Below are 25,614 nucleotides of genomic sequence, written 5' to 3'. Positions count from 1 at the left end.
TCTCCCGATAGTGGCCGTTTCCCGGCGGGCATCCTGTCCGCCGGGTGCTTTTTCTTTGGGGAGATCCGCGCCGTGATTCCGGTCGTCATGCCCACCTATGCCCGCGCCGACGTCGTGTTCGAGCGGGGCGAAGGCCCGTATCTGTTCGATACGGCCGGGCGACGATACCTGGACTTCGCCGCCGGCGTGGCGGTGACGGCCTTCGGCCACGCCCACCCCCATCTGGTGGAGGCGCTGACCCGGCAGGCCAACAAGGTGTGGCACACCTCCAACCTGTTCCGGGTGGCGGGGCAGGAGCGGCTGGCCGAGCGGCTGACCGCCAGCACCTTCGCCGACACGGTGTTCTTCACCAACTCCGGCGCCGAGGCGTGGGAGTGCGGGCTGAAGGTCTGCCGCAAGTACCACTCCGCCACCGGCAACCCGCAGCGCTGGCGCGTCATCACGTTCGAGCAGGCGTTCCACGGCCGCACCATGACCGCCATCTCCGCGGCCAGGCAGGAAAAGCTGGTCAAGGGCTTCGGGCCGCTGGTGGACGGCTTCGACCAGGTCGCCTTCGGCAACCTGAACGAGGTGCGCAACGCCATCACCGACGAGACCGCCGCCATCTGCGTCGAGCCGATCCAGGGCGAAGGCGGCATCCGCGTCGGCGACGAGCATTTCCTGAAGGGCCTGCGCCGGGTCTGCGACGAGTTCGGCATCCTGCTGTTCCTGGACGAGATCCAGACCGGCATGGGCCGCACCGGCAAGCTGTTCGCCCATGAATGGGCGGGCATCACGCCCGACGTCATGGCGGTGGCCAAGGGCATCGGCGGCGGTTTCCCGCTGGGCGCCTGCCTGGCCAGCGAGAAGGCCGCCGTCGGCATGACCGCCGGCACCCACGGCAGCACCTATGGCGGCAACCCGCTGGCCATGGCGGTGGGCGACGCGGTGATGGACCTGGTGCTGGCGCCGGGCCTGCTGGAGAACGTGGAGCGCATGGGCGCCCTTCTGCACCGGGGCCTGGAGGCGCTGGTCGAGCGCCGGCCGGGCGCCTATGCCGCGGCGCGCGGCCTGGGGCTGATCCAGGGGCTGAAGTGCGTGCCGGCCAACACCGACGTGGTGGCGCGCCTGCGCGACCACGGCATGCTGGCCGTGCCGGCCGGCGACAACGTGGTGCGCCTGCTGCCGCCGCTGATCATCGGCGAGGAGCAGGTGGAGGAGGCGCTGACCCTGCTGGACCGGGTGGCGCAGGAGGTGACGCCATGACCGCGCCCCGGCATTTCCTCGACCTCGACCGTCTCGACGGCGTCACGCTGCGCCGCATCCTGGACCGCGCGGTGGCGATGAAGCGCGACCGCGACGCGTTCCGCGACCTGCTGCGCGGCCGCACGCTGGCGATGATCTTCGAGAAGCCGTCCACCCGCACGCGCGTGTCGTTCGAGGTGGGCATGCGCCAGCTCGGCGGCGACCCCGTGGTGCTGAAGCAGGACGACATGCAGATCGGCCGCGGCGAGACCATCGCCGACACCGCCCGCGTGCTGTCGCGCTACGTCGACGCCATCATGGTGCGCACCGGCGGCGAGGATCGCCTGCACGAGCTGGCGGCCCACGCCTCGGTGCCGGTGATCAACGGCCTGACCAACGAGTCGCACCCGTGCCAGATCATGGCCGACGTGATGACCTTCGAGGAGCACCGCGGCCCCATCGCCGGCCGCGTGGTGGCCTGGAGCGGCGACGCCAACAACGTCGCCGCGAGCTGGGTGCACGCCGCCGTCCGCTTCGGGTTCGAGCTGCGGGTGGCCAGCCCGGCCCATCTCTCCCTGCCCCCGGCCCTGCTGGCCCGGGCGGCGGCGGAGAAGGGCCGCGTGGTGTGCGTCGAGGACCCGGCCGAAGCGGTGCGCGGCGCCGACTGCGTGGTCACCGACGCCTGGGTGTCGATGAACCACATGGGGGTGGAGAAGCAGGCGCGCCTCGACTCCCTGGCGCCCTACCAGGTGAATGACCATCTGATGGGGCTGGCGAAGCCGGACGCCCTGTTCATGCACTGCCTGCCCGCCCACCGCGGGGAGGAGGTGACGGACGCCGTCATCGACGGCCCGCAATCCGTGGTGTGGGACGAGGCGGAGAACCGGATGCACGCCCAGAAGGCCATCCTGGCGTGGTGCCTGGAAGCCTGACGCAGTGTTGAGGAGCCCCCTCGGGGACGCATGAACGAAGCACCGGTATCCCACCCCGGCAACGACGATCTGGTCCAGCCCTTCCAGATCGAAGCCTCCCGTCTGCGCGGGCGGCTGGTGAAGCTGGGCGCGTCGCTGGACGACATCCTGACGCGCCATGCCTATCCCGAGCCGGTCGCGCAGTTCCTGGCCGAAACCGTGACGCTCGCCGTCGCCCTGGCCAGCATGCTGAAGTACGAGGGCGTCTTCACGTTGCAGACCAAGGGCGACGGCCCCATCCGCCTGGTGGTGGCGGACGTCACCTCGGTCGGCGACGTGCGCGGCTATGCCCAGTTCGACGAAGAGGCGGTGAAGGCGGCGGCCGACGACATCGCCATCGCCCCGGCCCCGGCCCTGCTGGGCAAGGGCCACATCGCCTTCACCGTCGACCAGGGCGGCGACACCGACCGCTATCAGGGCATCGTCGCCCTGTACGGCAAGACGCTGGCCGACTGCGTCCAGCACTATTTCCGCCAGTCGGAGCAGATCGAGACGGGGCTGACCGTCCACGCCGGCCGGGTGGACGGGCACTGGCGCGCCGGCGCCCTGATGCTCCAGCGCCTGCCGCCGGACCCGGGGACGCGGCTGTCCAGCGACCACGAGGACGACTGGCGCCGCGCCATGGCGCTGATGGCCAGCACCACCGCGGGGGAGCTGCTGGACCTGCGGCTGGCCGCCAGCGACCTGCTGTTCCGCCTGTTCCACGAGGACGGTGTGCGCGTGTGGGCGCCCAACCACCTGCGCTTCGGCTGCCGCTGCTCGCGCGAGCGGGTGGTCGGCATGCTCGCCGGCCTGCCGCGCGCGGAGGTGGAGTCCCTGCGCGTCGCCGACGGGTCGGTGGAGGTGGTCTGCCAGTTCTGCTCCACCGCCTATCACTTCCGCGACGCCGACCTGGACCGGGTGTACGGCACCGGGACATAGGGACACCGGGACATAGGGACAGGGGTGCACCGCACCGCGGCCGGCGCTATAGTGCCGGCCACCGTCCCCCCGACAGCGCGTCCGAGTGCCCATGCCCGCCACCCGCCGACTCCTCCTCCTGGCCGCCGCCGCGACGGCCCTGGCCGCCTGCCAGAGCACGCCGCCGCGCCCCGCGGCCCGGCCCATCGACTTCTCCCACTACAGCCCCATCGTCCTGAACGCGGCCACCGTCGGCTTCGTCGATTCCCACCGGCCGTCGGCCGGGGCCGTGCATGTGGAAGACCGCATGGCGACCCCGCCGGCGGAGGTGGTGCGGCGCTGGGCGGCGGAGCGGCTGCAATCGGCCGGCCCGGCCGGCCAGGTGCGCGTGGTGGTCAAGGATGCCGGCATCGTCGAGGTGCCGCTGGCCCGCACCGAGGGCATCCGCGGCCTGTTCACCGTCGATCAGGCGCAGCGCTACGACGGGCGGCTGGAGGTGGAGGTGCACGGCGACCTGCCCGGCGCCACCGCCGTGTTCCGCGGCTTCACCAGGGCGGTGGCGACCCAGTCCACCACCGTGCCGGAGAACGTCTCGCTGGCCGACCGCGAGGCGGCGTTGCAGGAGCTGACCCGCCGCCTGGCCGAAGACATCAACGCCCGCCTCGACGCCGGCATCCGCCGCGACCTGGCGCCGATGGTGGTGCGGTAACACCCCATGACCGCGACGACAGGCCACAGGCTCGATCCCGAACCGGTTCGGGCGCCTGCGGAATCGGACCTGCGGGATCGGATGCGCCGGCTGCGGGCGGAGACTCGCGGACGCGAACTGCCGCCGAGCGAGGAGGTCCTTCGGAAAGAGCGTTATCGGTGACTCTCGCGAATGCGGTCGTCGACGCAGGTGTCGCACTGAAGTGGGTTCTCGACGAGTCCGGTAGCGATGCTGCCGAAATTCTCCTCCGATACCCTTTTCAGGCACCTGTTCTTTGGTTGCCGGACTGTGGGAACGTGCTGTGGACGCATGTCCGGCGCGCAATGATCACGGCGGATGAAGCCCGAACACGATACGCCGCACGGACGCAGGCCGGTGTAATGCCGGTGCCCACAGCAACGGTCGCGACACTGGCGTTTCGATTTGCCTTCGAACTCGACGAACTAAATCGGCACTACTCGGAAGAAATTTTAGGAACTTTGTTGTAGCCAATCGCAGGATCGTTGGATCGCAGCTCAATGATCCAATCTCTTTCCTTCCGCAGCACCTCTGCTCTGGACGCCGTCCCCGACTCCCATAGAATATCACGTCGTATCGTCATACTTTGCCGCGACTGGCGAGTCGGAAAGTCCGCTTCTATAAGGCGCTTATCCGGACTACCGAAGTACGTTATTGAGTCCGTGAGATCGCTTCCGATATATATCTTTCCATTTGGCCATGTAATCTTATAGACTATTTTCATTGTTAAAAGAACTCATGTCTGGCGGCAAATCTGTTGCATAAACTATTTGCCTCGCATGCGCAGACGGACCTCAAGGTCCGGAGCGTGCGGGACGGCTGCCGGAACGGACATCGGCCGGCCCGGGACGGGTGTCCGGGCCGGCCGACGGTGTTCCTGCCCCGACGGGCGGGCGATCAGTAGCGGTAGTGGTCCGGCTTGAACGGGCCTTCGACGCTGACGCCGATGTAGGCGGCCTGCTTGTCGGTGAGCTGGGTCAGCTTGGCGCCGATCTTGTCCAGGTGCAGACGGGCGACCTTCTCGTCCAGGTGCTTGGGCAGGACGTAGACCTTGTTCTCGTAGGTCGCGTGGTTCTGCCACAGCTCGATCTGGGCCAGCACCTGGTTGGTGAAGCTGGCGCTCATCACGAAGCTGGGGTGGCCGGTGGCGCAGCCCAGGTTGACCAGGCGGCCCTTGGCCAGCACGATCAGGCGCTTGCCGTCAGGGAAGACGACCTCGTCCACCTGCGGCTTCACCTCTTCCCACACCAGGTTCTTCAGCGAATCGATCTGGATCTCGCTGTCGAAGTGGCCGATGTTGCAGACGATGGCGCGGTCCTTCATGGCGCGCATGTGGTCGAGCGTGATGACGTCGACGTTGCCGGTCGCCGTGACGAAGATGTCGCCGAGGGGGGCGGCCTCGTCCATGGTCACCACCTGGTAGCCTTCCATGGCCGCCTGCAGGGCGGTGATCGGGTCGATCTCGGTCACCATGACGCGGGCGCCCTGGCTGCGCAGACTGGCGGCCGAGCCCTTGCCCACGTCGCCGTAGCCGGCGACCACGGCGACCTTGCCGGCCATCATCACGTCGGTGGCGCGCTTGATGCCGTCCACCAGGCTTTCGCGGCAGCCGTAGAGGTTGTCGAACTTCGACTTGGTGACGCTGTCGTTGACGTTGATGGCGGGCACCTTCAGCGTGCCCTTCTTCATCATCTCATAGAGGCGGTGCACGCCGGTCGTCGTCTCCTCCGACAGGCCGCGCACGTCGTTCAGCATCTCCGGATACTTCTCGTGCATGATCTGGGTGACGTCGCCGCCGTCGTCCAGGATCATGTTCGGGGTCCAGCCGTCGGGACCGCGCAGCGTCTGCTCGATGCACCACCAGAACTCCTCCTCCGTCTCGCCCTTCCAGGCGAAGACCGGGATGCCCGCGGCGGCGATGGCGGCGGCGGCCTGATCCTGGGTGGAGAAGATGTTGCACGACGACCAGCGCACGGTGGCGCCCAGGTGCGTCAGCGTCTCGATCAGGACGGCGGTCTGGATCGTCATGTGCAGGCAGCCGACGATGCGCGCACCCTTCAGCGGCTTGGAATCGCCGTACTCCTCGCGCAGGGCCATCAGGCCCGGCATCTCGGTCTCGGCAATGGCGATCTCCTTGCGGCCCCAGCCGGCAAGCGCGATGTCCTTGACCTTGTAATCCGTGAAGGTGACGGCGTCGGGCATGGATGTCTCCTGGAGCGCTGTTCGCATACGCGGTCGGGCGCGCCCGCACGGCGGCGCCCCTGCCGCGCCCATGTAGCAGCGCGGCGCACGACATTCAAGCATAAAGATATCTTTATGTGTTGTCGGCTATGGTCCGGTGCGCGTTGCGCGGCCTCTCCGGACAGTTTGTTACCTCCGCAACGCAACAGAAGACTCCGACAGCGCAACAAACACTCTTAATGATCGCAAGACATTACGCAACATCAGCAAGAATACCATTGTATTATTTTGCCGCAATTCGGCGCTTCCAACGTCATTGTTGATGTCGTCATTCTTGTGAGTGATTTGGGGAATGAGAGAGGGATGACCATGTTCACACGATCCGCAAACGCCGAAACGGTCGGTTTGGTGATGATCGCGCTGCTGGGTCTTGCGTTCCATGCGAACTTCATCGCGTCCGCCCTGGCCGGCTTCGGGTATGCCGATCCGTTCGACCTTCCGACGGCGGTGACGGTGGCGCTGGAGGCACTGGTGCTCGTCGGGCTATCCGCAGCGATCATGGCGATCGCGGCGGACCACGTCGGCCAGCGGCGCCGGCCCGACCGGTAGCCCGGTGGCCGGGCACGGGTCCGACCGCTCGGGACGTCAGGACATCCTGAAACCGGTCCCACACGCCCTGCGTATGCACCGATGCGCCGTGGCTGCGGACGGATTCAGACGCGCCGAAGCACCATCCGGCATCCGGGATCGGTGCTCGCTCACTGATTTTCCAGGAGAATTTTTGGAGCGGGTGAAGGGAATCGAACCCTCGTCGTAAGCTTGGGAAGCTTCTGCTCTACCATTGAGCTACACCCGCGTCGCCGCTTGGCGGACGGCCCCGTGGCCGGGGCTTCATGGTTATAGGCAAGCGGCGCGGCCGATGCAAGGGGCCGTTTGCCGGCCCCGGTCAGGCTGCCGCCGGCGACGCCGCGGCGCGGCCGGCGTACCACAGGCCGGCGGCGGCGGACGCCGGCCGGGGCCGGTTAGGGATCGCGGTGGCCAGGGCGACCTCCGGCGCCGCGATGGCCGGAGAGACGCCGTGCCACCGCCCCACCGGGCCGGCAGCGCCGGCCAGCGCGCCGGGGACCAGTTCCAGACCCAGGAAACGGGCGGGGTCGACCGGGCCGGGCAGCTCCAGGCCCAACGTCAGGTCCCGCGTGAAACCGAAACGGCCGTAATAGGGCGCGTCACCCACCAGGATCACCGACCGATGGCCGGCGGCGGCGGCCTTGTTCAGGCTCATGCGGATCAGCTTGCTGCCCAGGCCGCCGCCCTGCCAGTGCGGGGTCACGGCGATCGGGCCCAGCAGCAGCGACGGCGTCAGACCGCCGATCAGCACCGGCCAATACCGGATCGTGCCCTCCAGCACCTCGCGGCCGAGGTCGTCGTGGTCGATGGCGACCAGCGACAGCTCGGGCAGAGCGGCAACGCCGTCGCGCAGCCGGTAGGCGGTCTTTGTGTGGCGGTCGGGACCGAACGAGCGGTCGAGCAGGGCTTCGATCGCGGCAGCGTGCCGCGGCTCCTCGGGGGTAACGATCATCGGTGCGGTCTCCCGGCAGGGATCGGTGTCGTGAAGGGCGGTGCGCGCCTTCGCCGGGAGGGGAGACCGGTCAGGTCCGGCGGTCACCCCGGGCGTCGGCACGCGGTCCGAAGACGATCGCGCACGCGGAACGCGGCGCGGAGATCCGTCGTCGGATGCGGATGGCGTGCTGACGCAACATAACCACAGCTCGCAGGCTGTTTCGGAGAGCACCGCATATATCATCGCGCCGCCCCCGGTGCAAGACGCCCTGCCCCCGCGGTCCCCGCATGGTCACGGGGTGTGGCATGACCGCACGGCATGACGCGCCCGCCCCCTGGACAGCGCGGGCGTGCGCCCCCTATTCTCTTGGAAAAGCAAGACGCCGCGCGGTTCAGCGGCGGGGAGACGAGATCATGTACAGCAAGGTCACGCGCTCCATCCGCGTCACCGTCAACCCGGTCTACCTGGAGGACCAATCGGTCCCCGCGGAGAACCACTACGTCTGGGCCTACCACGTCCGCATCGAGAACGAGGGCAGCCAGACCGTCCAGCTCCGCACCCGCTATTGGAAGATCACCGACGGCCTGGGGCGGGTGCAGGAGGTGCGCGGTCCCGGCGTGGTCGGCGAACAGCCCGTGCTGGAACCGGGCGAGGCGTTCGAATACACCAGCGGCACCCCCCTCGCCGCGCCGTCGGGCATCATGATGGGCACCTACCAGATGGAGACCGAGGCGGGGGAGACGTTCGACGTCGCCATCCCCGCCTTCTCGCTGGACAGCCCGCACCAGCCGATGCAGTTGAACTGACGGCCTTGACAACGGCCGTACCCGTCCCGACCTGGGGGGTCCGCCGTTCGCCGGCATGGTGGCCGGCACGATCGCCGGCGCGATCCGCCGGCCCCCGGTGATCCGGAAGGGGTGCCGGGCGCGTACAAGAGGCAAGGTTCGAGGGCCGCGGCCGCCGTGCCGCCCGCCCGGCCTCGTCCGATTGACAGAGAGGACCCCGTGACCGCTTCCAAGACCACCCTTGCCGACAACATCGTCCGCGGCCCGGGGCACGACCGGCGCGCTGCGGCGGAGGTCGTCCGCCCCTCCCGCGCGGAGGCGGAGGAGGCGGTGCGCACCCTGATCCGCTGGGCCGGCGACGACCCCGACCGCGAAGGGCTGGTGGGGACGCCGGACCGCGTGGTGCGCTCGTACAGGGAGTTCTTCGCGGGCTACGAGGCCGACCCCGTCGACCTGTTGCAGCGCACCTTCGAGGAGACCGACGGCTACGACGAGATGGTCGTGCTGCGCGACATCCGCCTGGAATCCTATTGCGAGCACCACATGGTGCCCATCATCGGCAAGGCCCACGTCGCCTACCTGCCCCGTCACCGCGTGGTCGGCATCTCCAAGCTTGCCCGCGTCGTCGAGGTCTACGCCAAGCGCCTGCAGATCCAGGAGAAGCTGACGGCCCAGGTGGCCAACACCATCGACGAGGTGTTGCAGCCCGAAGGCGTCGCCGTGGTGATCGAGGCGCAGCACCAGTGCATGACCACCCGCGGCATCCACAAGACCGGTGTCACCATGGTGACCAGCCGCATGCTCGGCGCCTTCCGCAGCGACGCCTCGACCCGGCGGGAGTTCCTGTCGATGATCGGCAATCCCTCCTCACGCGCGGGGGAATGATACGACTTCCGGCGGAAACCGTATGAGCCCGGCGCTCACGCCTCACGGATGCCGTGCTGGCGGATCAGGTTGTACAGGGTCGGCCGGCTGACCTCCAGCAGACGGGCGGCGGCCGACAGGTTGCCGCGGGCCTGCGCCAGTGCCTCCTGCACCGCCCGGCGCTCCGCCTGTTCGCGCACCGCCCGCAACGGCACCGCAGCCACCCCGGCCATGGCCCGGCACTCCGCCTCCAGTTCGTGCCGGTGCCAGGCGCGATCGATCAGCAACGCCAGTTCGCGCGCGTCGCCCGGCCGGCACACCACGTCGTGCGCGCCGCCCGCCACCGCGCGCACCGCGGCGCTGCGCGGCTGCCGGCCGTCATCCAGCATCACCACCTTGCACGCCGGCGCGGCGTCGAGGATGTCGGACAGGACATCGAACCCGTCCACCGGCGGGCATGCGGTGATGACTCCGCCGCTTGGCGGCTCCCCGTTGGCCACCCCCTCCGGCGGCGGCGGTGCGGCGATGTGGAAGGACACCAGCGCCACCGGCGGCCGGTGGGCGCGGGCCACCCGGCGGGCGTTCTCACGGTCGGCGGTGCAGACGATGCGCCAGGATGCCAGCGCGCCGCGCAGCAATCCGCCGAAGGCGGGGTCGTCGTCCACCAGAAGCAGCGTGCGCGCCACCATTGGCCCTCCTTGGCTGGAACGGGGTTTCGGGTGCCGGCGGCAATAGCCGGCGTACGAACGATCGGTCCGAAAGATCGCCGTCCGCAGCCCGCCTGTCCAAGGTGCGTTGGCATGAGCCCCGCCGCATTTCGGTCACAGTTCGGGAATCGAAGGGGGTGCGCCGTCAGGTTGTCGCCGCCTCGGAATCGCGCTGGGCCTTCAGCCCCGTCCGGTAATCGGGGTGCCGGGGAGACCAACCCAGAACGCGCTTGATCCGGTCGTTCTTCACCCTTTTGTTGTCGGCCCAGAAGCTGGCCGCCATGGGTGACAGCTCCGCCCGGTCGAAGGGCACCAGGGGCGGCGGGGTGACGCCCAGCAGTTCGCACGCGTACGCCACCACTTCGTGCTGCGGACAGGGATGGTCGTCGCAGACGTTGAAGACGCTGCCGGGGGTGGGCCGTTCCATGGACGCTTCCAGGGCGTCCACCGCGTCCTCCACGTGGATGCGGCTGAACACCTGGCCCGGCTTGTCGATGCGCCGCGCCGTGCCGTCGCGCACCTGGTCGATGGCGCTGCGCCCCGGCCCGTAGATGCCGGGCAGGCGGAAGACGTGCAGCGGCACCCCGAACCGCCGGTAGAGGTCGAGCCAGCCGCGCTCCGCCTCCACCCGGCGGCGCTGGCGCTCACCGGTCGGCTTCAGGAACGCCGCCTCGCCGACCCACGCGCCGTCGCAGTCGCCGTAGACGCCGGTGGTGGACAGATAGCCGGCCCACGCCAGCCCGGCGAGGTCGGCGATGACCGGAGCGTGGCAGGCCAGCACCGAGTCGCCCTTCTCGTCCGGAGGGGCGGAGACCAGCAGATGGCTGGTCCCGGCCAACGCCGCCGCCGCGTCCTTCAGCGGCGTGGAGCGGTCGAAGCGGAACGCCTCGATGCCGCGCGCGCGCAGGGCGGCGCAGGACTCCTCCGACCGGCCGGTACCGGCCACCCGCCAGCCGCGCCCCAGGGCGCGGCGCGCCAGCACCGACGCGGTGTAGCCGAGGCCGAAGACGAACAGGCGGGGCGCGGTCATGGCGGGTGGGTCCCAAGGGGGTCGGTGGGCGCGTCGCCCCTTGCATCCGGGGGGCGCGATGGCGGAGTGTAGTCCGGCCATGACCCGACGCAACACCCTCCCGCACCTCCTCGCGATTCTCCTCCCCGCGCTTTGCGGCCCGCTCCTACTCCCGCCGGCCGGTGCCGCCGCGGCCGATGCCGTCGGGGCCGACCGGCTGGAAGCCTGCGTGAAGCTGGCCGAGACGCGGCCCGACAAAGCCATGGAGCAGGCCCTGGCGTGGGCCGCCCGCGGCGGCGGTGCGCCGGCCGGCCTGTGCCGGGCCATGGCGCAGTTCCATCGCGGCGACTTCGCCGACGCCGCCCGCGGGCTGGAGGCGCTGGTGCCGGACCTGGGCGCCGACAGTCCGGCCGGTGCGGCGTCGCTGCTCGGCCGCGCCGGCTGGGCATGGCTGCGGGCCGGCGACGCGGAGCGGGCGGAGCGCGCCTACACCGCCGCCCTCGACCGCCTGCCCGACGACCCCGACCTGCGCATCGACCGTGCCTTCGCCCGCGCCGAGGCGGAGCGCTTCTGGGACGCCATCGCCGACCTGGATGCCGCCATCGCCGCCGATCCCCGGCGGGCGGACGCCTGGCTCTACCGCGCCGCCGCCCACAAGGCCCTGTCCCACTACGCCCGGGCCGACGCCGACGTGGCCCGCGCGCTGGAGCTGCGCCCCAACGACCCGGAGGCGGTGCTGCTGCGCGCCAACGTCAAGGCCCTGTCCGGCGATCTGCGCGGTGCGCGCGACGATTGGGCGCTGGTGCGCCGCCTCGACCCCGACGGCACCGCCGCCCGCGCCGCCGCCGCCAACCTGCAGCGCACCGCGGCGGCGGCGGCCCCGGCACCGGCCCCGGCACCGGCCCCCGCGACACCGGACAGGGCCCCGCCGCGCTAGCGCCCGGCCGCCATGGGACCTTGCCCCGGTGGGGCGTGTTGTGCGACATCATAGGCATTGGGCTCAGTACGGCCCGCGGCCCCCCAGATTTAGCGTGTAATGGGCTTGGATTCGCTGTTTTCCCCGCCTTCCCCCGAGGGCGACGCGGCGCTGGAGGCGCTGCGGTCGGTGTTCGGCTACGAGTCGTTCCGCGGCCATCAGGGGGAGATCATCCGCCACGTCATCGCCGGCAACGACGCGCTGGTGCTGATGCCGACGGGTGGCGGCAAGTCGCTGTGCTACCAGATCCCGGCGCTGGTGCGCCGCGGGGTGGCGGTGGTGGTGTCGCCGCTGATCGCGCTGATGCGCGACCAGGTCACGGCGCTGCGCCAACTCGGCGTGCGCGCCGCCTTCCTCAACTCCTCCCTCGACGCCGGCGAGGCGCGCGAGGTGGAGCGGGCGATGACCCGCGGCGAGCTGGACCTGGTCTACGTGGCGCCCGAACGCCTGGTGACGCCCCGCTTCCTCGACCTGCTGGACCGCACCGACCTGGCCCTGTTCGCCCTGGACGAGGCGCACTGTGTCAGCCAGTGGGGCCACGACTTCCGGCCGGAATACCTGCAGCTCTCCATCCTGCACGAACGCCACCCCACGGTGCCGCGCATCGCGCTGACCGCCACCGCCGACGCCCAGACCCGGGCGGAGATCGCCGAGAAGCTGGGGCTGACCGAGGCGCGGGTTTTCCTTTCCTCCTTCGACCGGCCCAACATCACCTACCGGGTGGTGGCCAAGAACAGCGAGCGCCAGCAGTTGCTCGCCTATCTGCGTGACAACCACCCCGAGGACGCCGGCATCGTCTATTGCATGTCGCGGGCGAAGGTGGAGGACGTGGCCGCCTGGCTCAGCGCGCAGGGGCGCGAGGCCCTGCCCTACCACGCCGGTCTGCCGCCCGAGGTGCGCGAGGCCAACCAGGACCTGTTCCTGAAGAGCGAGGGCATGGTGATGGTGGCCACCGTCGCCTTCGGCATGGGCATCGACAAGCCCAACGTGCGCTTCGTCGCCCACCTGGACCCGCCCAAGAGCCTGGAAGCCTATTACCAGGAAACCGGCCGCGCCGGCCGCGACGGGCTGCCGGCCAGCGCCTGGATGGCCTATGGCATGTCCGACGTGGTGGGGCTGCGCCAGCTTCTGGAGCAGTCGGAGGCGGGCGACGCCCACCGCCGCGTCGAGCGCGGCAAGCTGGAGGCGCTGCTGGGCTTCTGCGAGACCGCCCATTGCCGCCGCCAGGTGCTGCTGAACTATTTCGGCGAGACGCTGGCCGAACCCTGCGGCAACTGCGACACCTGCCTGGAGCCGGTGGAAACCTGGGACGGCACGGTGGCCGCCCAGAAGGCCCTGTCGGCGGTCTACCGCACCGGCCAGCGTTACGGCGCCGGCCACCTGATCGACGTGCTGCGCGGCAACGCCACCGACAAGGTGGTGCAGCAGCAGCACGACCGGCTGAAGACCTTCGGCGTCGGCAACGACCTGTCGAAGGCGGAATGGCAGTCGGTGTTCCGCCAGCTCGTCGCCGCCGGCTTCCTCACGGTGGACGTGGAAGGCTACGGCGGCTTCCGCCTGACCGACACGGGCGTCACGGTGGTCAAGGGCGGCCGGCCGGTGCGCCTGCGCAAGGACCCCGTGGCGGAAAAGCGCCGGGGCGTGCGCGATTCCCTGCGCCGCTCCGCCGCCGGGCGCGGGCGCGGTGAGGGCGTCTCGCGCGGCGAGGGCCGCGGCACCCTGTCTCCGGCCGACGACGCCCTGTGGCATGCCCTGCGCGCCTGCCGGCTGGAGCTGGCGCGCGACCAGGGCGTGCCCCCCTACGTCATCTTCCACGACAGCACGTTGCTGGAGATGGTGGCGGAACGGCCGCTCGATCGCCATGCCTTCGCCCGCCTGCCGGGCGTCGGCGCGCGCAAGCTGGACCTCTACGCCGACAGCTTCCTGGAAGTCATCCACCGCCACGCCTGACCCGCACCCGGCCGGCAATGCCGGCCGCCGCCCCGACGCGGAGCGGCGGCGGGCGGCGGTTACTTGTAGTAGCCGACGGCGCAGACCTGGTCGTCGACCTTGGTCACGTAGGTGACCTTCTGCACCGGATCGGTGCTGCCGGGACGCGGCCACATGTAGGACACCTCGCCGATGGCGCCGTCCTTGGCGGTGGCGTAGATCTCCTGCCCCAGCGGCTTGCCGGCCTTGTCCTGCAGGTCCTTCAGGCTCTTGCCGGTGAGCGACGGGTGGGCCGTGAAGTTGCCGTCCGGGCCGCCGCAGAACGGGTAGAGGTCGCGGTCCTTGAAGCCGCCTTCACCCTTGACGAACATCTCCAGCGCCTTGGCCTTGTCGGCCTTCACGGCCGTCACCGCCTTCTCCAGCATGGCCTTCGCCTCGGCGGCGGAGCCGAACTCGGCGGCCACGGCCGGAGCGGCGGACATCAGACCGGCGGCGACGACGGCAACCGAAAGATACGCAAGCGTCCTCATGTTTCCCCCAATAGGATTTTTGTTCGCCGCATGCGGGTGCGGCGGACAGACCCTAGCAGAGTACGGGGAATAAGAGCAATCACACACACTCCGCCGGACGCATGATGCGCGACGCCGATCGCCGGTGCTGCGGCGCGTGCCGCGCCCTCTTGACCGCGGGCGGGCGGCCATGCTGTCCATCGCCTCCCCGCCAACGACAGGAGGCTTCCATGGCCGGCCACGCAACCGTTCGCCGCGACGACGACGTCGCCACCCTGTGGCTGAGCAACCCCGGCCGCCTGAACGCCTTCGACAAGCCGCAATGGCACGGGCTGGCGGCGGCGGTGGCGGCGGTGACGGCGGACCCGTCGCTGCGCGTGGTGGTGCTGCGCGGCGAGGGCGGCGCCTTCAGCCCCGGCGCCGACATCTCCGAGTTCGAGAGCGAGCGCGACACCCCCGAACGGGCACAGGCGTACGGCGAGCTGATGGACGCCACCATGGAGGCCCTGCGGGACTGCCCGCACCCGACGGTGGCGGCCATCGACGGGCCGTGCTGCGGCATCGGGCTGGCGGTGGCGCTGGCCTGCGACCTGCGGATCTGCACGCGGCGCAGCCGCTTCGGCGTGCCGGTCAGCCGGCTGGGCATCTCCATGGCCCTGCCGGAACTGAAGCTGCTGTTCGACGTGGCCGGCCGCACGGCGACCCTGGAGATCCTGCTGGAAGGCCGCGTGTTCGGGGCGGACCTGGCGCACCACATGCGCCTGGTCAACCGAATCGTCGCCGACGACGGGCTGGAGGCGGAGCTGGCCGCCACCTGCACCCGCATCGCCGAGGGCGCCCCCCTGGCGGCGCGCTGGCACAAGGCGTTCGTGCGCCGGGTCGCCGATCCGGCACCGCTGAGCGCGGCGGAGATCGCCGAGTGCTACCGCTGCTTCGCGACCGAGGACTACCGCGAGGGCTACCGCGCCTTCCTGGACAAGCGCAAACCGGTGTTCCGCGGGCGCTGATACCGGCGGCATCTGAAGGATGCCGCCGGTATCACCCTCTCGATCAATGCCCGGGCATTGATCTGCCGGGTTTTACGGTCGGCAATTGATGGAAGTGATCAATTGCCGACCGTATGAGACGGCATCAGCGGTCGTCCCACTCCGTCTCGTCGGCGCGCAGAATCTCCACCAGCCGGGCGATGCGGCCGGTGGCCGACTTGCCCAGGTCGCCGCCGAGATAGTCGTCGGAGGCCAGCCACGTGCGCGCCTCCATCAGCTCCGCCGGCGAGGCGCCGGTGGCGATGATGTTGGCGATGCGCATGTCGTCCAGCCGCCCGCAGATTTCGAGCACCTGGTCGCGCGTCAGACGTTGCCGGAACGGTTCCTGGCCGGTCATCGGGCCTCTCCTTGCGGCGGAACGGATGGAATCGGGGATAGCGACGGACACCGCCGAATTCAAGGGGGCCAATGGGCGCACGCCCGGCACGCCGGCCGGAAGCGGGCCGCGTTGACAGCCCGGCGGCCCCGGCCTTTACTGGCGCGCGGCGCAACCCACCGGATGTCCCCGCCCCATGCCCGACCACCCGCTCCGCACCGGTGCCCACCTGCTGATCGAGGCGCTGTGCGGCCACGGCGCCGGTCCGGCCTTCCATTTCCCCGGTGCCATCGAGGCGCCGGACATCCGATTCGTCCCCTGTGCCTCCGCAGCCGCCGCGTCGGTGATGGCCGAGGCGTGCGGCCGGCTGACCGGACGGCCGGGGCTGGCCCTGGTGGCCGACACGGTGGCGGCCGACGCCGCGCAGGGCGTGCGCATCGCGGCGCGGGACGCCACGCCGCTGGTGCTGCTGGTGGCCGAGGACGCCCCCCTCGACCTCGCCGCCCTGCTGGGGCCGGAGGCCGGCCCGATCGCCCGGGTGGCCGGGGTCGACTCCATCCCCGCCGCCGTTGCCGACGCCTTCCACGCCGCCGCCGCCCGGCCGGGTTCGGCGGTGCTGGCCCTGCCGCGCCGCCTGCTGGCCGCGGAGTCGCGCGCCGCACCGGTGGCGCCCCGGCCGGTGGCGGCGGAACCGCCCCCCGACGGCGCGATGGTCGCCCGGGTGCGCGACGCCCTGGCCGCGGCACAGCGGCCGCTGGTGGTGGCCGGCGGCCCCGGATGGAGCGACGCCGACGCCGGCACCCTGCTGCGCGCCGCCGAAGCCGGCCTGCTGCCGGTGTGCTGCACCGCGCGCCGCCGCGACTTCCTCGACAACGAGAGCGTCTGCTACGCCGGTGCCCTCGATGCGGGGGGCGACCCTGCCCTGCTGCGCCGCGTGGGCGACTGCGACCTGCTGCTGCTGGCCGGCGCAGACCTTGCCGACCTTCCGGAAGGCCCCCCGGCCGGCGTGCCGGTGATCGCCGGCCCGCCCGCCCTGACCGCGGCCCTCGCCGACGCCGTGGCCACCGGACCGGAGACGGGCGTTCCGCCATGGGCGGACTGGGCGGCGGACGCGCGGGCCGATTGCGTGATCCACGCGGAGCCGGAGCCGTTCTCCGGCACCGCCGGACCGGGCGCCGTCTTCGGCTGGCTGAAGGAGCGGCTGCCGGTCGACGCGGTGGTCGCCTGCGACGGCGGCCCGCTGTCCGGCCCGGCCCTGCGCCCCCTGCTGTTCCGGCGGCCCGGACGGCTGCTCGTCCCCGCCGCCGGCGCGTACGGCCTGCCGGCCGCGGTGGCCGCCAAGCTGCTGCACCCCGGCCGGATCGTGCTGGGCATCTGCGACGGCGCGGGCTTCGCCGCGTTCGCCCCGGACCTGGCGACCGCCGCCGCGGCGGGGGCCGCACCCCTGGTGCTGGTGGTCAACGCCGGCCCGGATGATGCGGCGGAGCGGGCGCGCGGCCACGGCGCCTTCGCCGTGACGGTGGAGCACCCGTCCGGCTTCGTTGCCGCCTTCTGGGAGGCGCTGTGGAGCCGCCGGCCGGCGGTGATCGACCTGCGAATCGATTCGGCGGCGGGCGCCGCGGTGCCGCCGGAGCCCCCGAGTCGCGGCCCGCAGCCGCCGCAACCGGGTTGCTGAGGACGGTGAAACACCCTGCAAAAGTCGGATTTGCCCGGCCCGAACACGGTTGGGCGTGCGTTCACCGCAGGTTGCCTGCTATAAACGGAGGCGGCACGCATAACGCCGAACAAAGCAACAGTAGAGGCGGGGTTTTTTCACCGCGCCTCCGGTGAACGGGACGGGATGATGGACTGGGACAAGCTGCGGGTGTTCCATGCCGTGGCGGAAGCGGGGAGCTTCACACATGCCGGCGAGACGCTCAACCTGAGCCAGTCCGCGGTCAGCCGCCAGATCAGCGCACTGGAGGAGAGCCTCGGGGTGCCGTTGTTTCACCGGCACGCCCGCGGCCTGATCCTGACGGAGCAGGGCGAACTGCTGCACCGCACGGCCCGCGAGGTCTTCGCCAAACTGTCGATGACCGAGGCGATGCTGACCGAGAGCAAGGAGGTGCCCAAGGGCCCCCTGCGCGTCACCACCACGGTCGCCTTCGGCACCACCTGGCTGGCCCCGCGCCTGCACGAGTTCCTGGCCATGTACCCGGACGTGCAGTTGACGCTGCTGATCGACGACGACGAGTTGGACCTGGCGATGCGCGAGGCGGACATCGCCATCCGCATGAACACGCCGCGCCAGCCGGACCTGATCCAGCGGCACCTGATGACCATCCATTTCCACCTGTACGCACACCAGAGCTACGTCAAGCGGCGCGGCGTGCCCAAGACGCCGGCGGATCTGGTGGATCACGACCTGATCTCCTATCCGCCGGACGTGCGCGCGCCGGTCGCCAACGTGAACTGGATCCTGGAGGTGGGCGACCCCCCCGCCGGGTCGCGGCGGCCGATCCTTCAGGTCAACAGCATGTACGCCATCTACCGGGCCGCCGAGAGCGGGCTGGGCATCGCGGCCATGCCGGACTTCCTGCTGGACGGCAAGAGCGAGTTCGTGCGGGTGCTGCCCGACATCGACGGCCCCAAGGTGGACGCCTATTTCGTCTACGCCGAGGAGCTGCGCCATTCCAAGCGCATCGCGGTGTTCCGCGACTTCCTGGTGCGCAAGGTCGCGGAAACCCCGTTCTGACTCTTCGCAGCACCGATCCTCCCTCCCACACGACAGCCCGCCCGGTTCCCCGGCGCGGGCCGTCTTTTTCGTGGCATCGGCCCGCCGCGCCGATTCCGCCCGGCGGGTCAACACCTTCGCCGCCATGCACACGGCGCATGGTAGGATCAAGAACAAATGAATGGAAATTGACCACCCAAGAGCACAAATCTTGGGCGTTGGTCGCTGCGACGCAGCATCCGACCGTCCCGGGCCCTCCCGGGATCGGGTCTTCGGGCCCGGCGTCTCCCAGACGTGAAGCCTCCCTGTTCAACTCGCCGCCAATCCAATGGGTTGGCGGCGGTTTTTTTGAGCGGACCCGGCCGGTGCCCCCGCCGCGCAGCCCTGCGCTCTCCACTCTTGATGATCCCTTCTCCGTCGTCGACAATCGCACGTCGATTGTCGCGAAGGGCCCATGATCCCCCGAATCCTGCATCATCTCTGGAAGGACGCGGACGTGCCGCCGCGCCTGGCGGCGTTCCGCGCGACCTGGCGGCGCCTGCACCCGGACTGGGAGCATCGGCTGTGGACCGACGCCGACCTGCGCGCCTTCGTGGCGCGGGAGGCCCCCGACTTCCTGCCCGTCTATGACGCGTACGAGGAACCCATCCGCCGCGCCGACGCGGCGCGCTACCTGATCCTGCAACGGCTGGGCGGGCTGTACGTCGATCTCGACTTCGAATGCCTGAAGCCGCTCGACCCGCTGCTGGCGGGGTGCGCGCTGGCGGTGGGGCTGGAACCGGACAGCCATCTCGACCTCGACAAGACCGCCCGGACCGGCCTGACGCGCCTGCTCTGCCCCTCCCTCATCGCGTCGGTGCCCGGCCATGCCTTCTGGAACGACGTCGTCGCGGCGTTGCATCGCAGCGCGGGTGCCGCCGACGTGCTGGATGCCACCGGACCGTACCTGCTGACCCGCACCTATGAGGCGTACACCGGTCCCGACCCGGTCACCCTGCTGCCGGCGCGCCTGGTGTATCCCGCCGACAAGGTGGAGTGCCTGGAGGGCCGGCTGTTCGACATCGAGCGGTGGGAGCGTCTCACCCGCGACGCCTACGCCCTGCACCACTGGGACGGCTCCTGGATTCCCGGCATGCCCGCACCGGACGACGGCCGGCCGGCGGCCGTGTCGGTCTCCGTCACCGGCCCCGCTGAATCGCCCGTGGCGGCGGCCACGGCCACCGGCGACGGGACTCCCCTGGTGTCGTGCCTGATGGCAACCCGCGACCGCACCGCCCTGGCTCTGCTCGCCATCGAGTCCTTCCGGCGCCAGACCTACGCCAACCGGGAATTGGTGATCGTTGACGACGGGGCGCAGGACACCCTGGCCCGCGCCGTCGCGACACTCGCCGACCCGCGCATCCGGCTGGTGCGGCCGCAGGACCCGCAGACCAACCTGGGGCGGGCGCGCAACCGCGCCGTCGATCTGGCGGCGGGGGCGTACGTCTGCCAGTGGGACGACGACGACCTGTACGATCCGCTGCGGCTGGAAATGCAGATGGAGGTGTTGCAGCGCACCGGCGCGCACGCCTGCCTGCTCAACCGCTGGATGGTCTGGTGGCCCGGCGCCCGGCGGCTGGCGGTGTCGCGCCGGCGCCCGTGGGAGGGATCGCTGCTGTGCGAGAAGGCGGTCCTTCCCCGCTATCCCGAACTGGCGCGGGGTGAGGACACGCCCGTCGTCGAACGGCTGCTGCACGGCGCCCGGGTGGCGCATCTGGACGAGCCGCGCCTCTACCTCTACGTCGTGCACGGCCGCAACACCTTCCCGTCGGCCCATTTCGACGAGCACTGGCAGGCCGCCGATCCCCGCTGGGAGGGGGAGCGCTACGGAGCGGTGCTGACGGAACTGGCCAAGCGGCTGCCGCTGTCGGCCTATCCGCAGGCGATCGCCGCCGTCCTGGATGAACGCGCCAGGGCGGTGCGGGCGCAGCGGCCGGTGGAGGCGCTGGCCCTGTGGGACGAGGCGCTGGCGGCGGACCCGCGCCACGGACCGGCGCGGCTGGGCCGCGGCTGGGCGCGGCTGGATCTGGGCCGCTTCGCCGAGGCCGAGGCCGATTTCGCCGAGTTGGCCCGCCGGTCCCCGGACGACCCCGCCGGCGCGATCTCCCTGGCGGAAGCGGCGGCGCGCCAGCGCGACTGGGCGAGCGCGCTGGCGCGCTGGCGCCGCGTCGTCGCCCTCGCCCCGGCCTCGTCGCACGCTTTCGTCGGCACCGTCACCGCCCTGGTGGAGCGCGGCCGCCTGGACGAGGCCGAGGCGCTGGCGCGGCGGCGCGGCCCGGCGATGGAGCGCACCGACGCGGTGCTCGCCCTCGCCACGGTGCTGCAACGCCGCCAGCGCGGCGCCGAGCTGGCGGCCCTGCTCGACGCCAACCGCGATCTGGCGGCCGCCAACGCCGCGCTGCGCGCGCTGCACTTCCAGGTCCTGCAGGCGCAGGGCGACATGGCCGGCGCACGCGCCGCCGTGTCGGCCGCCCCGACGACGGGCACCGTGCTGGGCGACCTGGTGGAGGCGGCCTACGCCCACGGACCGGCGGCGGTCGAGGGTCGGCGGCGGCTGTACGCCCTGTGGCGGGCGCACGGCACGGGCATCCTGACGCCCGACCTGCTGGGGCTGGTGGCGCAGGCGATCGGCGAGGCGGAGGGCGATACCGGCGTGCACGCCCTGTTCGACGCCGTGGAGGCCCTGGCGCCGGTGGACGAGCGGACGGTGCGCCTGCGCCTGCTGGCGGTGTTCGAAGGGCTGCGCCACGGCCGGGGCGACGGCGACGCGGTCGCCGCGTTGCGCCGCACCGCCGCGGCCCGCGATCCGCGCGCGCCCATGGGCCACTGGGACGAGGCGGTGCGCCGCTTCGCCGACGGGTTCGAGCGGCTGCGCGCCCGCTTCCCCGATTTCCCCGTCGACAGCGGCTGGCGCCGCGATCAGGCGCGGGCGGTGACCGACCGCATCCTCGACGCCCACCGGTCCGCCCGGCCTTTCGCGCTGATCCGCCTGGGCGACGGCGAGGGCAACTTCCTGCCCTACCCGCCGGAGCAGGAGGAGCACGCCGGCCCAGACCGTGACGCCACCCAGTGCATCTGGTGGGGCGCCCCCCGGCTGGACGCCGCCGGGGCCGCCGCCATGGGGGCGGCGCTGGTGCGCGCCGTGCGCAACGCCGACGTGGTCGGCGTGCCCGACCTGTCGCGCCTGTGCTACGGCCTGCCCGTCCCCACCCCGCCCTTCCTGTTCCGGAGCTGGCACGACTTCCGCGGCCTGCTGGTGATCCTGCACCATCTGTCGCAACGGGGCGACGGGGCGCTGTTCTCGCCCGCGCAGACCATCACCTCCTGCCACATCCACGCCGACCTGGCGGCGTGGGGCGAGTACGAGCGGCTGTTCGCGTCCGTCCGCCGGGTGTCGCTGATCACCTGCCACCCGGCCCTGCCGCAGGCGCTGGAACGGCGCTTCGGCCTGGCGGTCGGGCAGGTCCTGCGCATTCCCCACGAGGCCCGCTACGCCGCGCAGTTCGGCTATGCCGACGCCGGCCCCCACTACCCCGACGCCTTCCGCGCCCTGGAGCGGGACCTGACGGTGCGCGAGCCCGGCGAGGTCTTCCTGGTCGCCGCCGGTTTCCTCGGCAAGCTCTACGCCGACCGGATCAGGGCGCTGGGCGGAATCGCCCTGGACGTCGGCAGCGTCGTCGACCACTGGTGCGGCTTCACCACCCGCAGCCTGCATTTCGTGCAGCGCTACGCCGCGGCGCCGGAACCGCCGGCGCCGGCACCGGCCGGCGTCACCGTGTTCGGCCATTTCTCCGCCGGCATCGGCCTGGGGGTGGCGGCGTCCGGCCTGCTCGACGCGCTGCGCGCCGCCGGCATTCCCTTCACCGCCCACGACCTGGACGATCCGGACGAGCCGGCGGACGAGCCGGCCCCGCACCCCGTCACCATCGTCCACACCAACCCCGACCAGCTCGCCATCGCCCTGGCGCCGGGCCGCGGCCGCCGCCTGCGGGACGCCATGGAGAACCGGCCCTGCGTCGGCGTCTGGGCCTGGGAAAGCCCCACCACGGCGCCGGCGGGCTGGGCGGCGGCGGCCACCCTCTTCGCCGAGATCTGGGCGCCCGGCCCCTTCGCGGCCGATGCGCTGCGCCGCATCGCCCCCGTTCCGGTGGCCGCGGTCACCCATGTGGTCGCCCCCGCGGTGCCGGCGCCGACCCGCGCCGACCTCGGCCTGCCGGACGGCGCCTTCCTGTTCGCCTTCGTCTTCGACGACCTCAGCGGTTTCGCGCGCAAGAACCCGGTTGGCCTGGTGGAGGCGTTCCGCCGCGCCTTCCCGCAGCCCGATCCGGCCACGATCCTGCTGATCAAGGCGCGCTCCCTGTCGCCGGACAGCCGGGCGCTGCTGGAGGCCGCAATCGCCGGCCACCCGTCGATCCGCCTGCACGTCGGCGAGGAGTCGCGGGAGCGGACGCTGGCGCTGATCGCGGGCTGCGACGCGTACGTGTCGCTTCACCGGGCGGAGGGATTCGGGTTGACGGTGGCCGAGGCCCTGGCCTTCGGGCGGCCGGTGATCGCCACCGCCTGTCCGGGGATGGCGCCCCTGCTGTCCGACGCGTGGTCCTTCCCGGTGCCCGGCCGTCCGGTGACCCTGGAGCGCGCCGAGGGCTGTTACCCCGCGGGAACCGTGTGGACGGAGCCGGACCTCGATGCGGCGGCGGCGCTGATGCGGGCCGTCCGCGGCGATCCCGGCGCCGCCCGCGCCAGGGGACGGCGCGCCGCCGACCACGTCCGCGCGACGCTCAGCCCGCACGCGGTCGGCGCGGTGGTGCGCGAACGCGTGCAGGCGCTGGCGGCCCGTGCCGCCGAGGGGCCGCCGACGGTGCTGGTCCTGACGCCGGTTCGCAACGCCCGCCGCCATCTGCCGGCCTATCTGGCCATGCTGGAGCGTCTCGACCATCCGCCGGACCGGCTGTCGCTGGCCTTCCTGGAGGGCGGCAGCGACGACGGCTCCCACGCGTTCCTCGCCGCGGAGCTGCCGCGCCTGCGCCGCCGGTTCCGCCGTGTCGAGCTGCTGCAACACGACCCCGGCGTGACGCTGCCGGGCCCCCGCTGGGCCCCGGAGATCCAGCGTCCGCGCCGCGCCGCCATCGCGCGGGCGCGCAACCGCCTGCTCCAGGCCGCCCTGCGGGACGAGACGTGGGTGCTGTGGATCGACGCCGACGTCATCGACGCCCCGCCGGACACCCTGCGCCGCCTGCTGGCCACCGGCGGCGACGTGGTGGTGCCCCATTGCGTGCGCGCCCCCGGTGGGCCGACCTTCGACCTCAACACCTTCCGGATCGTCGACGCGGCGGTGGAGGCCGATCCCGCCCATGTGGTGGACGGCCTCGTCCAGCCGCCGCGCGGGGCGGGACGGCGCTACCTCGACTCCTTCCGCGGGCGGGGGATGGTGCCGGTGGACGGAGTCGGCGGCACCATGCTGCTGGTGCGCGCCGACCGGCACCGCGACGGGCTGGTCTTCCCGCCCGCCCCCTACCGCGGCTACATCGAGACGGAGGGGCTGGCGATGATGGCCCGCGACATGGGCATCACCTGCCTGGGCCTGCCGGATCTGGAAATCCGCCACGCGCCGGACTGATACCAACGGCACCTGAAGGGTGCCGTTGGTATGACCCTTTCGATCAATGCCCGGGCATTGATCTGCCGGGTTTCACGGCCGGAAAATGATGGAAGTGATCATTTTCCGGCCGTATGACGCGGCCGGCCCCGGGCCCCCTTGGCAGGGGCCTTATGTGGTAATTCGTTTCAATTCGAACATTGACCACCAAAGGTTGGATGCGTCAAACCTGACGTACGTGGGTGTGCGTACGGCGTGAGCGTTTGGCAGCGTCCTCCTTGAACGGACAGGGGACGCCGTTCAGGGCGTACATGCGTCCGCATCCACAATTTATAATTTAATGCCCGCCCTGTTACGCTCTTTTAGCTTGGGGCGCCGCCACAACCATGTCCACGCACCGGAGGGTCCGAAGCTATGCCCGGAACATTTTACTATTACATGGGTCCGAACGGTAGCAATGGGCAGGGCGACATCAGGATTAACAACCTCCAAACGCTGCTTGCAGACTACGTGTCGACGACGGCGTCTTTTGAAATTTTTCCCGACAATGGTACCTGGACGCTGCGTTCGGGGGGAACGAACACAGTCCTCCTCAACACTTTCGAGGACCCCCTGGTGGGCCAGGATGTCAGCGTCCTGTTCAACCTTTCCGATTTCACCGGGTCCTACACGCTCAGAGGCGGCGTTCAGGACGACACGATGATCGGCGGCAGCGGAGACGATTCCCTCGTCGGCGGCGTGGGCAACGACAGCCTCGTGGGAGGCGGCGGCAATGACACGCTGAACGGGGGAGTCGGGGCCGACGTCATGGACGGCGGCGACGGTGACGACTTTTTTTATGTCAGTTCGGCGGAGCTATCCGGCGATACCATCAGCGGCGGCGCCGGCTACGACCGCGTCGAAGCGCTGGGCGGGAATTACGATTTCTCTACCGTCACCCTGTCGGGGATCGAGGAGATCCGGATCGGGTCGGCGCTTGCCGCCATTGCGTTCATCAATGTGTCCGGGCTCGATTCCGCGGGGTACTCCGTCATCGGCGGCAACATGGGCGACACCTTGTCCGGCGGTGACGGCAACGATCTCATTTCCGGTCTCGGTGGCTTCGACCGGTTGCACGGGGCCGGCGGGAACGACACGATCTTCGGCGGCGACGGCTACGATCTGATCTACGGCGGCGCCGGCAACGATGTCCTGTACGGAAACGCCGGCATCGACAGCCTGTTCGGCGGCGATGGCGACGATGTGCTGGTCCTCGCGTCGGCCGGCGATCTCTATGGCGGCGCGCTTCAGGTGTACGACGGCGGCGCCGGCAACGACACGCTGCGCATCGACAGCGGCGGCTCCTACAACCTGACCAACGTCGGCATGACCGGCATCGAGTCCATCGTCGTGGCCACCGGCGATGCCGTGACCGTGACCGGTACCGCAAACAACGACAGCATTCTCGGCGGCGACGGCCACGACCTCATCAGCGGGCTCGGCGGCCACGACATCCTCTATGGCGGGGCCGGAAACGACACCCTGGTGGGCGGCGACGGCTTCGACACCCTGGTCGGCGGCA

General features: G+C 71.1%; 20 protein-coding genes and 1 tRNA gene. 14 read left to right on the top strand and 7 right to left on the bottom strand.

Translation table 11 applies throughout. The annotated features are described in order from the left end of the window. The first annotated feature begins 72 nt into the window (after positions 1–72). The 4 genes from G472_RS0111805 (at position 73) to G472_RS0111790 (ending at position 3,804) form a co-directional block, all read left to right on the top strand. Positions 73–1,245, top strand: coding sequence for an aspartate aminotransferase family protein (locus G472_RS0111805; protein WP_029008573.1), 1,173 nt, complete (start codon positions 73–75; stop codon positions 1,243–1,245). Then, positions 1,242–2,156: an ornithine carbamoyltransferase gene (gene argF, locus G472_RS0111800; RefSeq protein ID WP_029008572.1), complete on the top strand. Its 915-nt coding sequence runs from the start codon at positions 1,242–1,244 to the stop codon at positions 2,154–2,156. The genes G472_RS0111805 and argF overlap by 4 nt, the downstream gene beginning before the upstream one ends. A gap of 30 nt (positions 2,157–2,186) precedes the next feature. Beyond that, on the top strand, positions 2,187–3,116 hold the full coding sequence (gene hslO, locus G472_RS0111795) for an Hsp33 family molecular chaperone HslO (protein WP_029008571.1): 930 nt from the start codon (positions 2,187–2,189) through the stop codon (positions 3,114–3,116). Between the two features lie 91 nt (positions 3,117–3,207). Next, positions 3,208–3,804 (top strand): hypothetical protein, encoded by a 597-nt coding sequence (locus G472_RS0111790; RefSeq protein ID WP_029008570.1) that lies wholly within the window; start codon positions 3,208–3,210, stop codon positions 3,802–3,804. A 915-nt stretch (positions 3,805–4,719) separates the two neighbouring features. Here G472_RS0111790 and ahcY read toward each other — a convergent pair. Beyond that, entirely contained in the window at positions 4,720–6,024 is a 1,305-nt protein-coding gene (gene ahcY, locus G472_RS0111785; RefSeq protein ID WP_029008569.1) for an adenosylhomocysteinase, read from the bottom strand. 342 nt (positions 6,025–6,366) lie between these two features. On the opposite strand from ahcY, the gene G472_RS0111780 reads away from it, so the two are divergent. Then, a complete protein-coding gene (locus G472_RS0111780) occupies positions 6,367–6,612 on the top strand; it encodes a hypothetical protein (protein ID WP_029008568.1) in 246 nt (81 codons plus the stop codon). Positions 6,613–6,785: 173 nt separating this feature from the next. Here G472_RS0111780 and G472_RS0111775 read toward each other — a convergent pair. Both G472_RS0111775 and G472_RS32655 read right to left on the bottom strand, forming a co-directional pair. Then, positions 6,786–6,859: transfer RNA gene (locus G472_RS0111775), tRNA-Gly, on the bottom strand. 90 nt (positions 6,860–6,949) lie between these two features. Continuing rightward, complete coding sequence (locus G472_RS32655; RefSeq protein WP_084536587.1) at positions 6,950–7,582, bottom strand: GNAT family N-acetyltransferase; 633 nt, start codon at positions 7,580–7,582, stop codon at positions 6,950–6,952. A gap of 395 nt (positions 7,583–7,977) precedes the next feature. Here G472_RS32655 and apaG point away from each other — a divergent pair, with 395 nt between their 5' ends. Then, entirely contained in the window at positions 7,978–8,370 is a 393-nt protein-coding gene (gene apaG / locus G472_RS0111765; protein ID WP_029008567.1) for a Co2+/Mg2+ efflux protein ApaG, read from the top strand. Positions 8,371–8,601: 231 nt separating this feature from the next. Next, the gene (folE, locus tag G472_RS0111760) at positions 8,602–9,234 is read left to right on the top strand and encodes a GTP cyclohydrolase I FolE (protein ID WP_029008566.1); all 633 of its coding nucleotides are present in this window, start codon (positions 8,602–8,604) and stop codon (positions 9,232–9,234) included. A gap of 35 nt (positions 9,235–9,269) precedes the next feature. On the opposite strand, the gene G472_RS0111755 is transcribed toward folE, so the two are convergent. Both G472_RS0111755 and G472_RS0111750 read right to left on the bottom strand, forming a co-directional pair. Next, positions 9,270–9,899: a helix-turn-helix domain-containing protein gene (locus G472_RS0111755; RefSeq protein ID WP_211100180.1), complete on the bottom strand. Its 630-nt coding sequence runs from the start codon at positions 9,897–9,899 to the stop codon at positions 9,270–9,272. A 166-nt stretch (positions 9,900–10,065) separates the two neighbouring features. Beyond that, positions 10,066–10,950 (bottom strand): SDR family oxidoreductase, encoded by an 885-nt coding sequence (locus G472_RS0111750; RefSeq protein ID WP_029008564.1) that lies wholly within the window; start codon positions 10,948–10,950, stop codon positions 10,066–10,068. 79 nt (positions 10,951–11,029) lie between these two features. Between G472_RS0111750 and G472_RS32650 the strand changes: the two genes are divergently transcribed. Further along, complete coding sequence (locus tag G472_RS32650) at positions 11,030–11,866, top strand: tetratricopeptide repeat protein (RefSeq protein ID WP_211100179.1); 837 nt, start codon at positions 11,030–11,032, stop codon at positions 11,864–11,866. A gap of 105 nt (positions 11,867–11,971) precedes the next feature. Beyond that, positions 11,972–13,855 carry a DNA helicase RecQ gene (gene recQ, locus G472_RS0111740; protein ID WP_245593464.1) on the top strand — a complete coding sequence of 628 codons (1,884 nt, stop codon included), beginning with the start codon at positions 11,972–11,974 and terminating at the stop codon, positions 13,853–13,855. 59 nt (positions 13,856–13,914) lie between these two features. On the opposite strand, the gene G472_RS0111735 is transcribed toward recQ, so the two are convergent. Next, positions 13,915–14,364: a cache domain-containing protein gene (locus G472_RS0111735; protein ID WP_029008562.1), complete on the bottom strand. Its 450-nt coding sequence runs from the start codon at positions 14,362–14,364 to the stop codon at positions 13,915–13,917. A gap of 209 nt (positions 14,365–14,573) precedes the next feature. On the opposite strand from G472_RS0111735, the gene G472_RS0111730 reads away from it, so the two are divergent. Then, entirely contained in the window at positions 14,574–15,350 is a 777-nt protein-coding gene (locus G472_RS0111730) for an enoyl-CoA hydratase/isomerase family protein (protein WP_029008561.1), read from the top strand. Between the two features lie 124 nt (positions 15,351–15,474). Here G472_RS0111730 and G472_RS0111725 read toward each other — a convergent pair whose 3' ends face one another. Then, entirely contained in the window at positions 15,475–15,726 is a 252-nt protein-coding gene (locus tag G472_RS0111725; RefSeq protein WP_035692119.1) for a hypothetical protein, read from the bottom strand. Between the two features lie 175 nt (positions 15,727–15,901). Here G472_RS0111725 and G472_RS32645 point away from each other — a divergent pair, with 175 nt between their 5' ends. The 4 genes from G472_RS32645 to G472_RS32640 all read left to right on the top strand — a co-directional run. Continuing rightward, positions 15,902–17,380 (top strand): thiamine pyrophosphate-binding protein, encoded by a 1,479-nt coding sequence (locus G472_RS32645; RefSeq protein WP_035692118.1) that lies wholly within the window; start codon positions 15,902–15,904, stop codon positions 17,378–17,380. Between the two features lie 168 nt (positions 17,381–17,548). Beyond that, a complete protein-coding gene (locus G472_RS0111715) occupies positions 17,549–18,439 on the top strand; it encodes a LysR family transcriptional regulator (RefSeq protein ID WP_035692155.1) in 891 nt (296 codons plus the stop codon). Positions 18,440–18,872: 433 nt separating this feature from the next. Further along, positions 18,873–24,074: a glycosyltransferase gene (locus G472_RS0111710; RefSeq protein WP_029008558.1), complete on the top strand. Its 5,202-nt coding sequence runs from the start codon at positions 18,873–18,875 to the stop codon at positions 24,072–24,074. A gap of 393 nt (positions 24,075–24,467) precedes the next feature. Next, positions 24,468–25,614 (top strand): calcium-binding protein (locus tag G472_RS32640; protein WP_281173334.1); only part of this gene is annotated, 1,147 nt, incomplete at its 3' end.

The organism is Azospirillum halopraeferens DSM 3675, assembly GCF_000429625.1.
GTDB lineage: Bacteria > Pseudomonadota > Alphaproteobacteria > Azospirillales > Azospirillaceae > Azospirillum > Azospirillum halopraeferens.
This window is presented reverse-complemented; position numbering and strand designations above follow the sequence as displayed.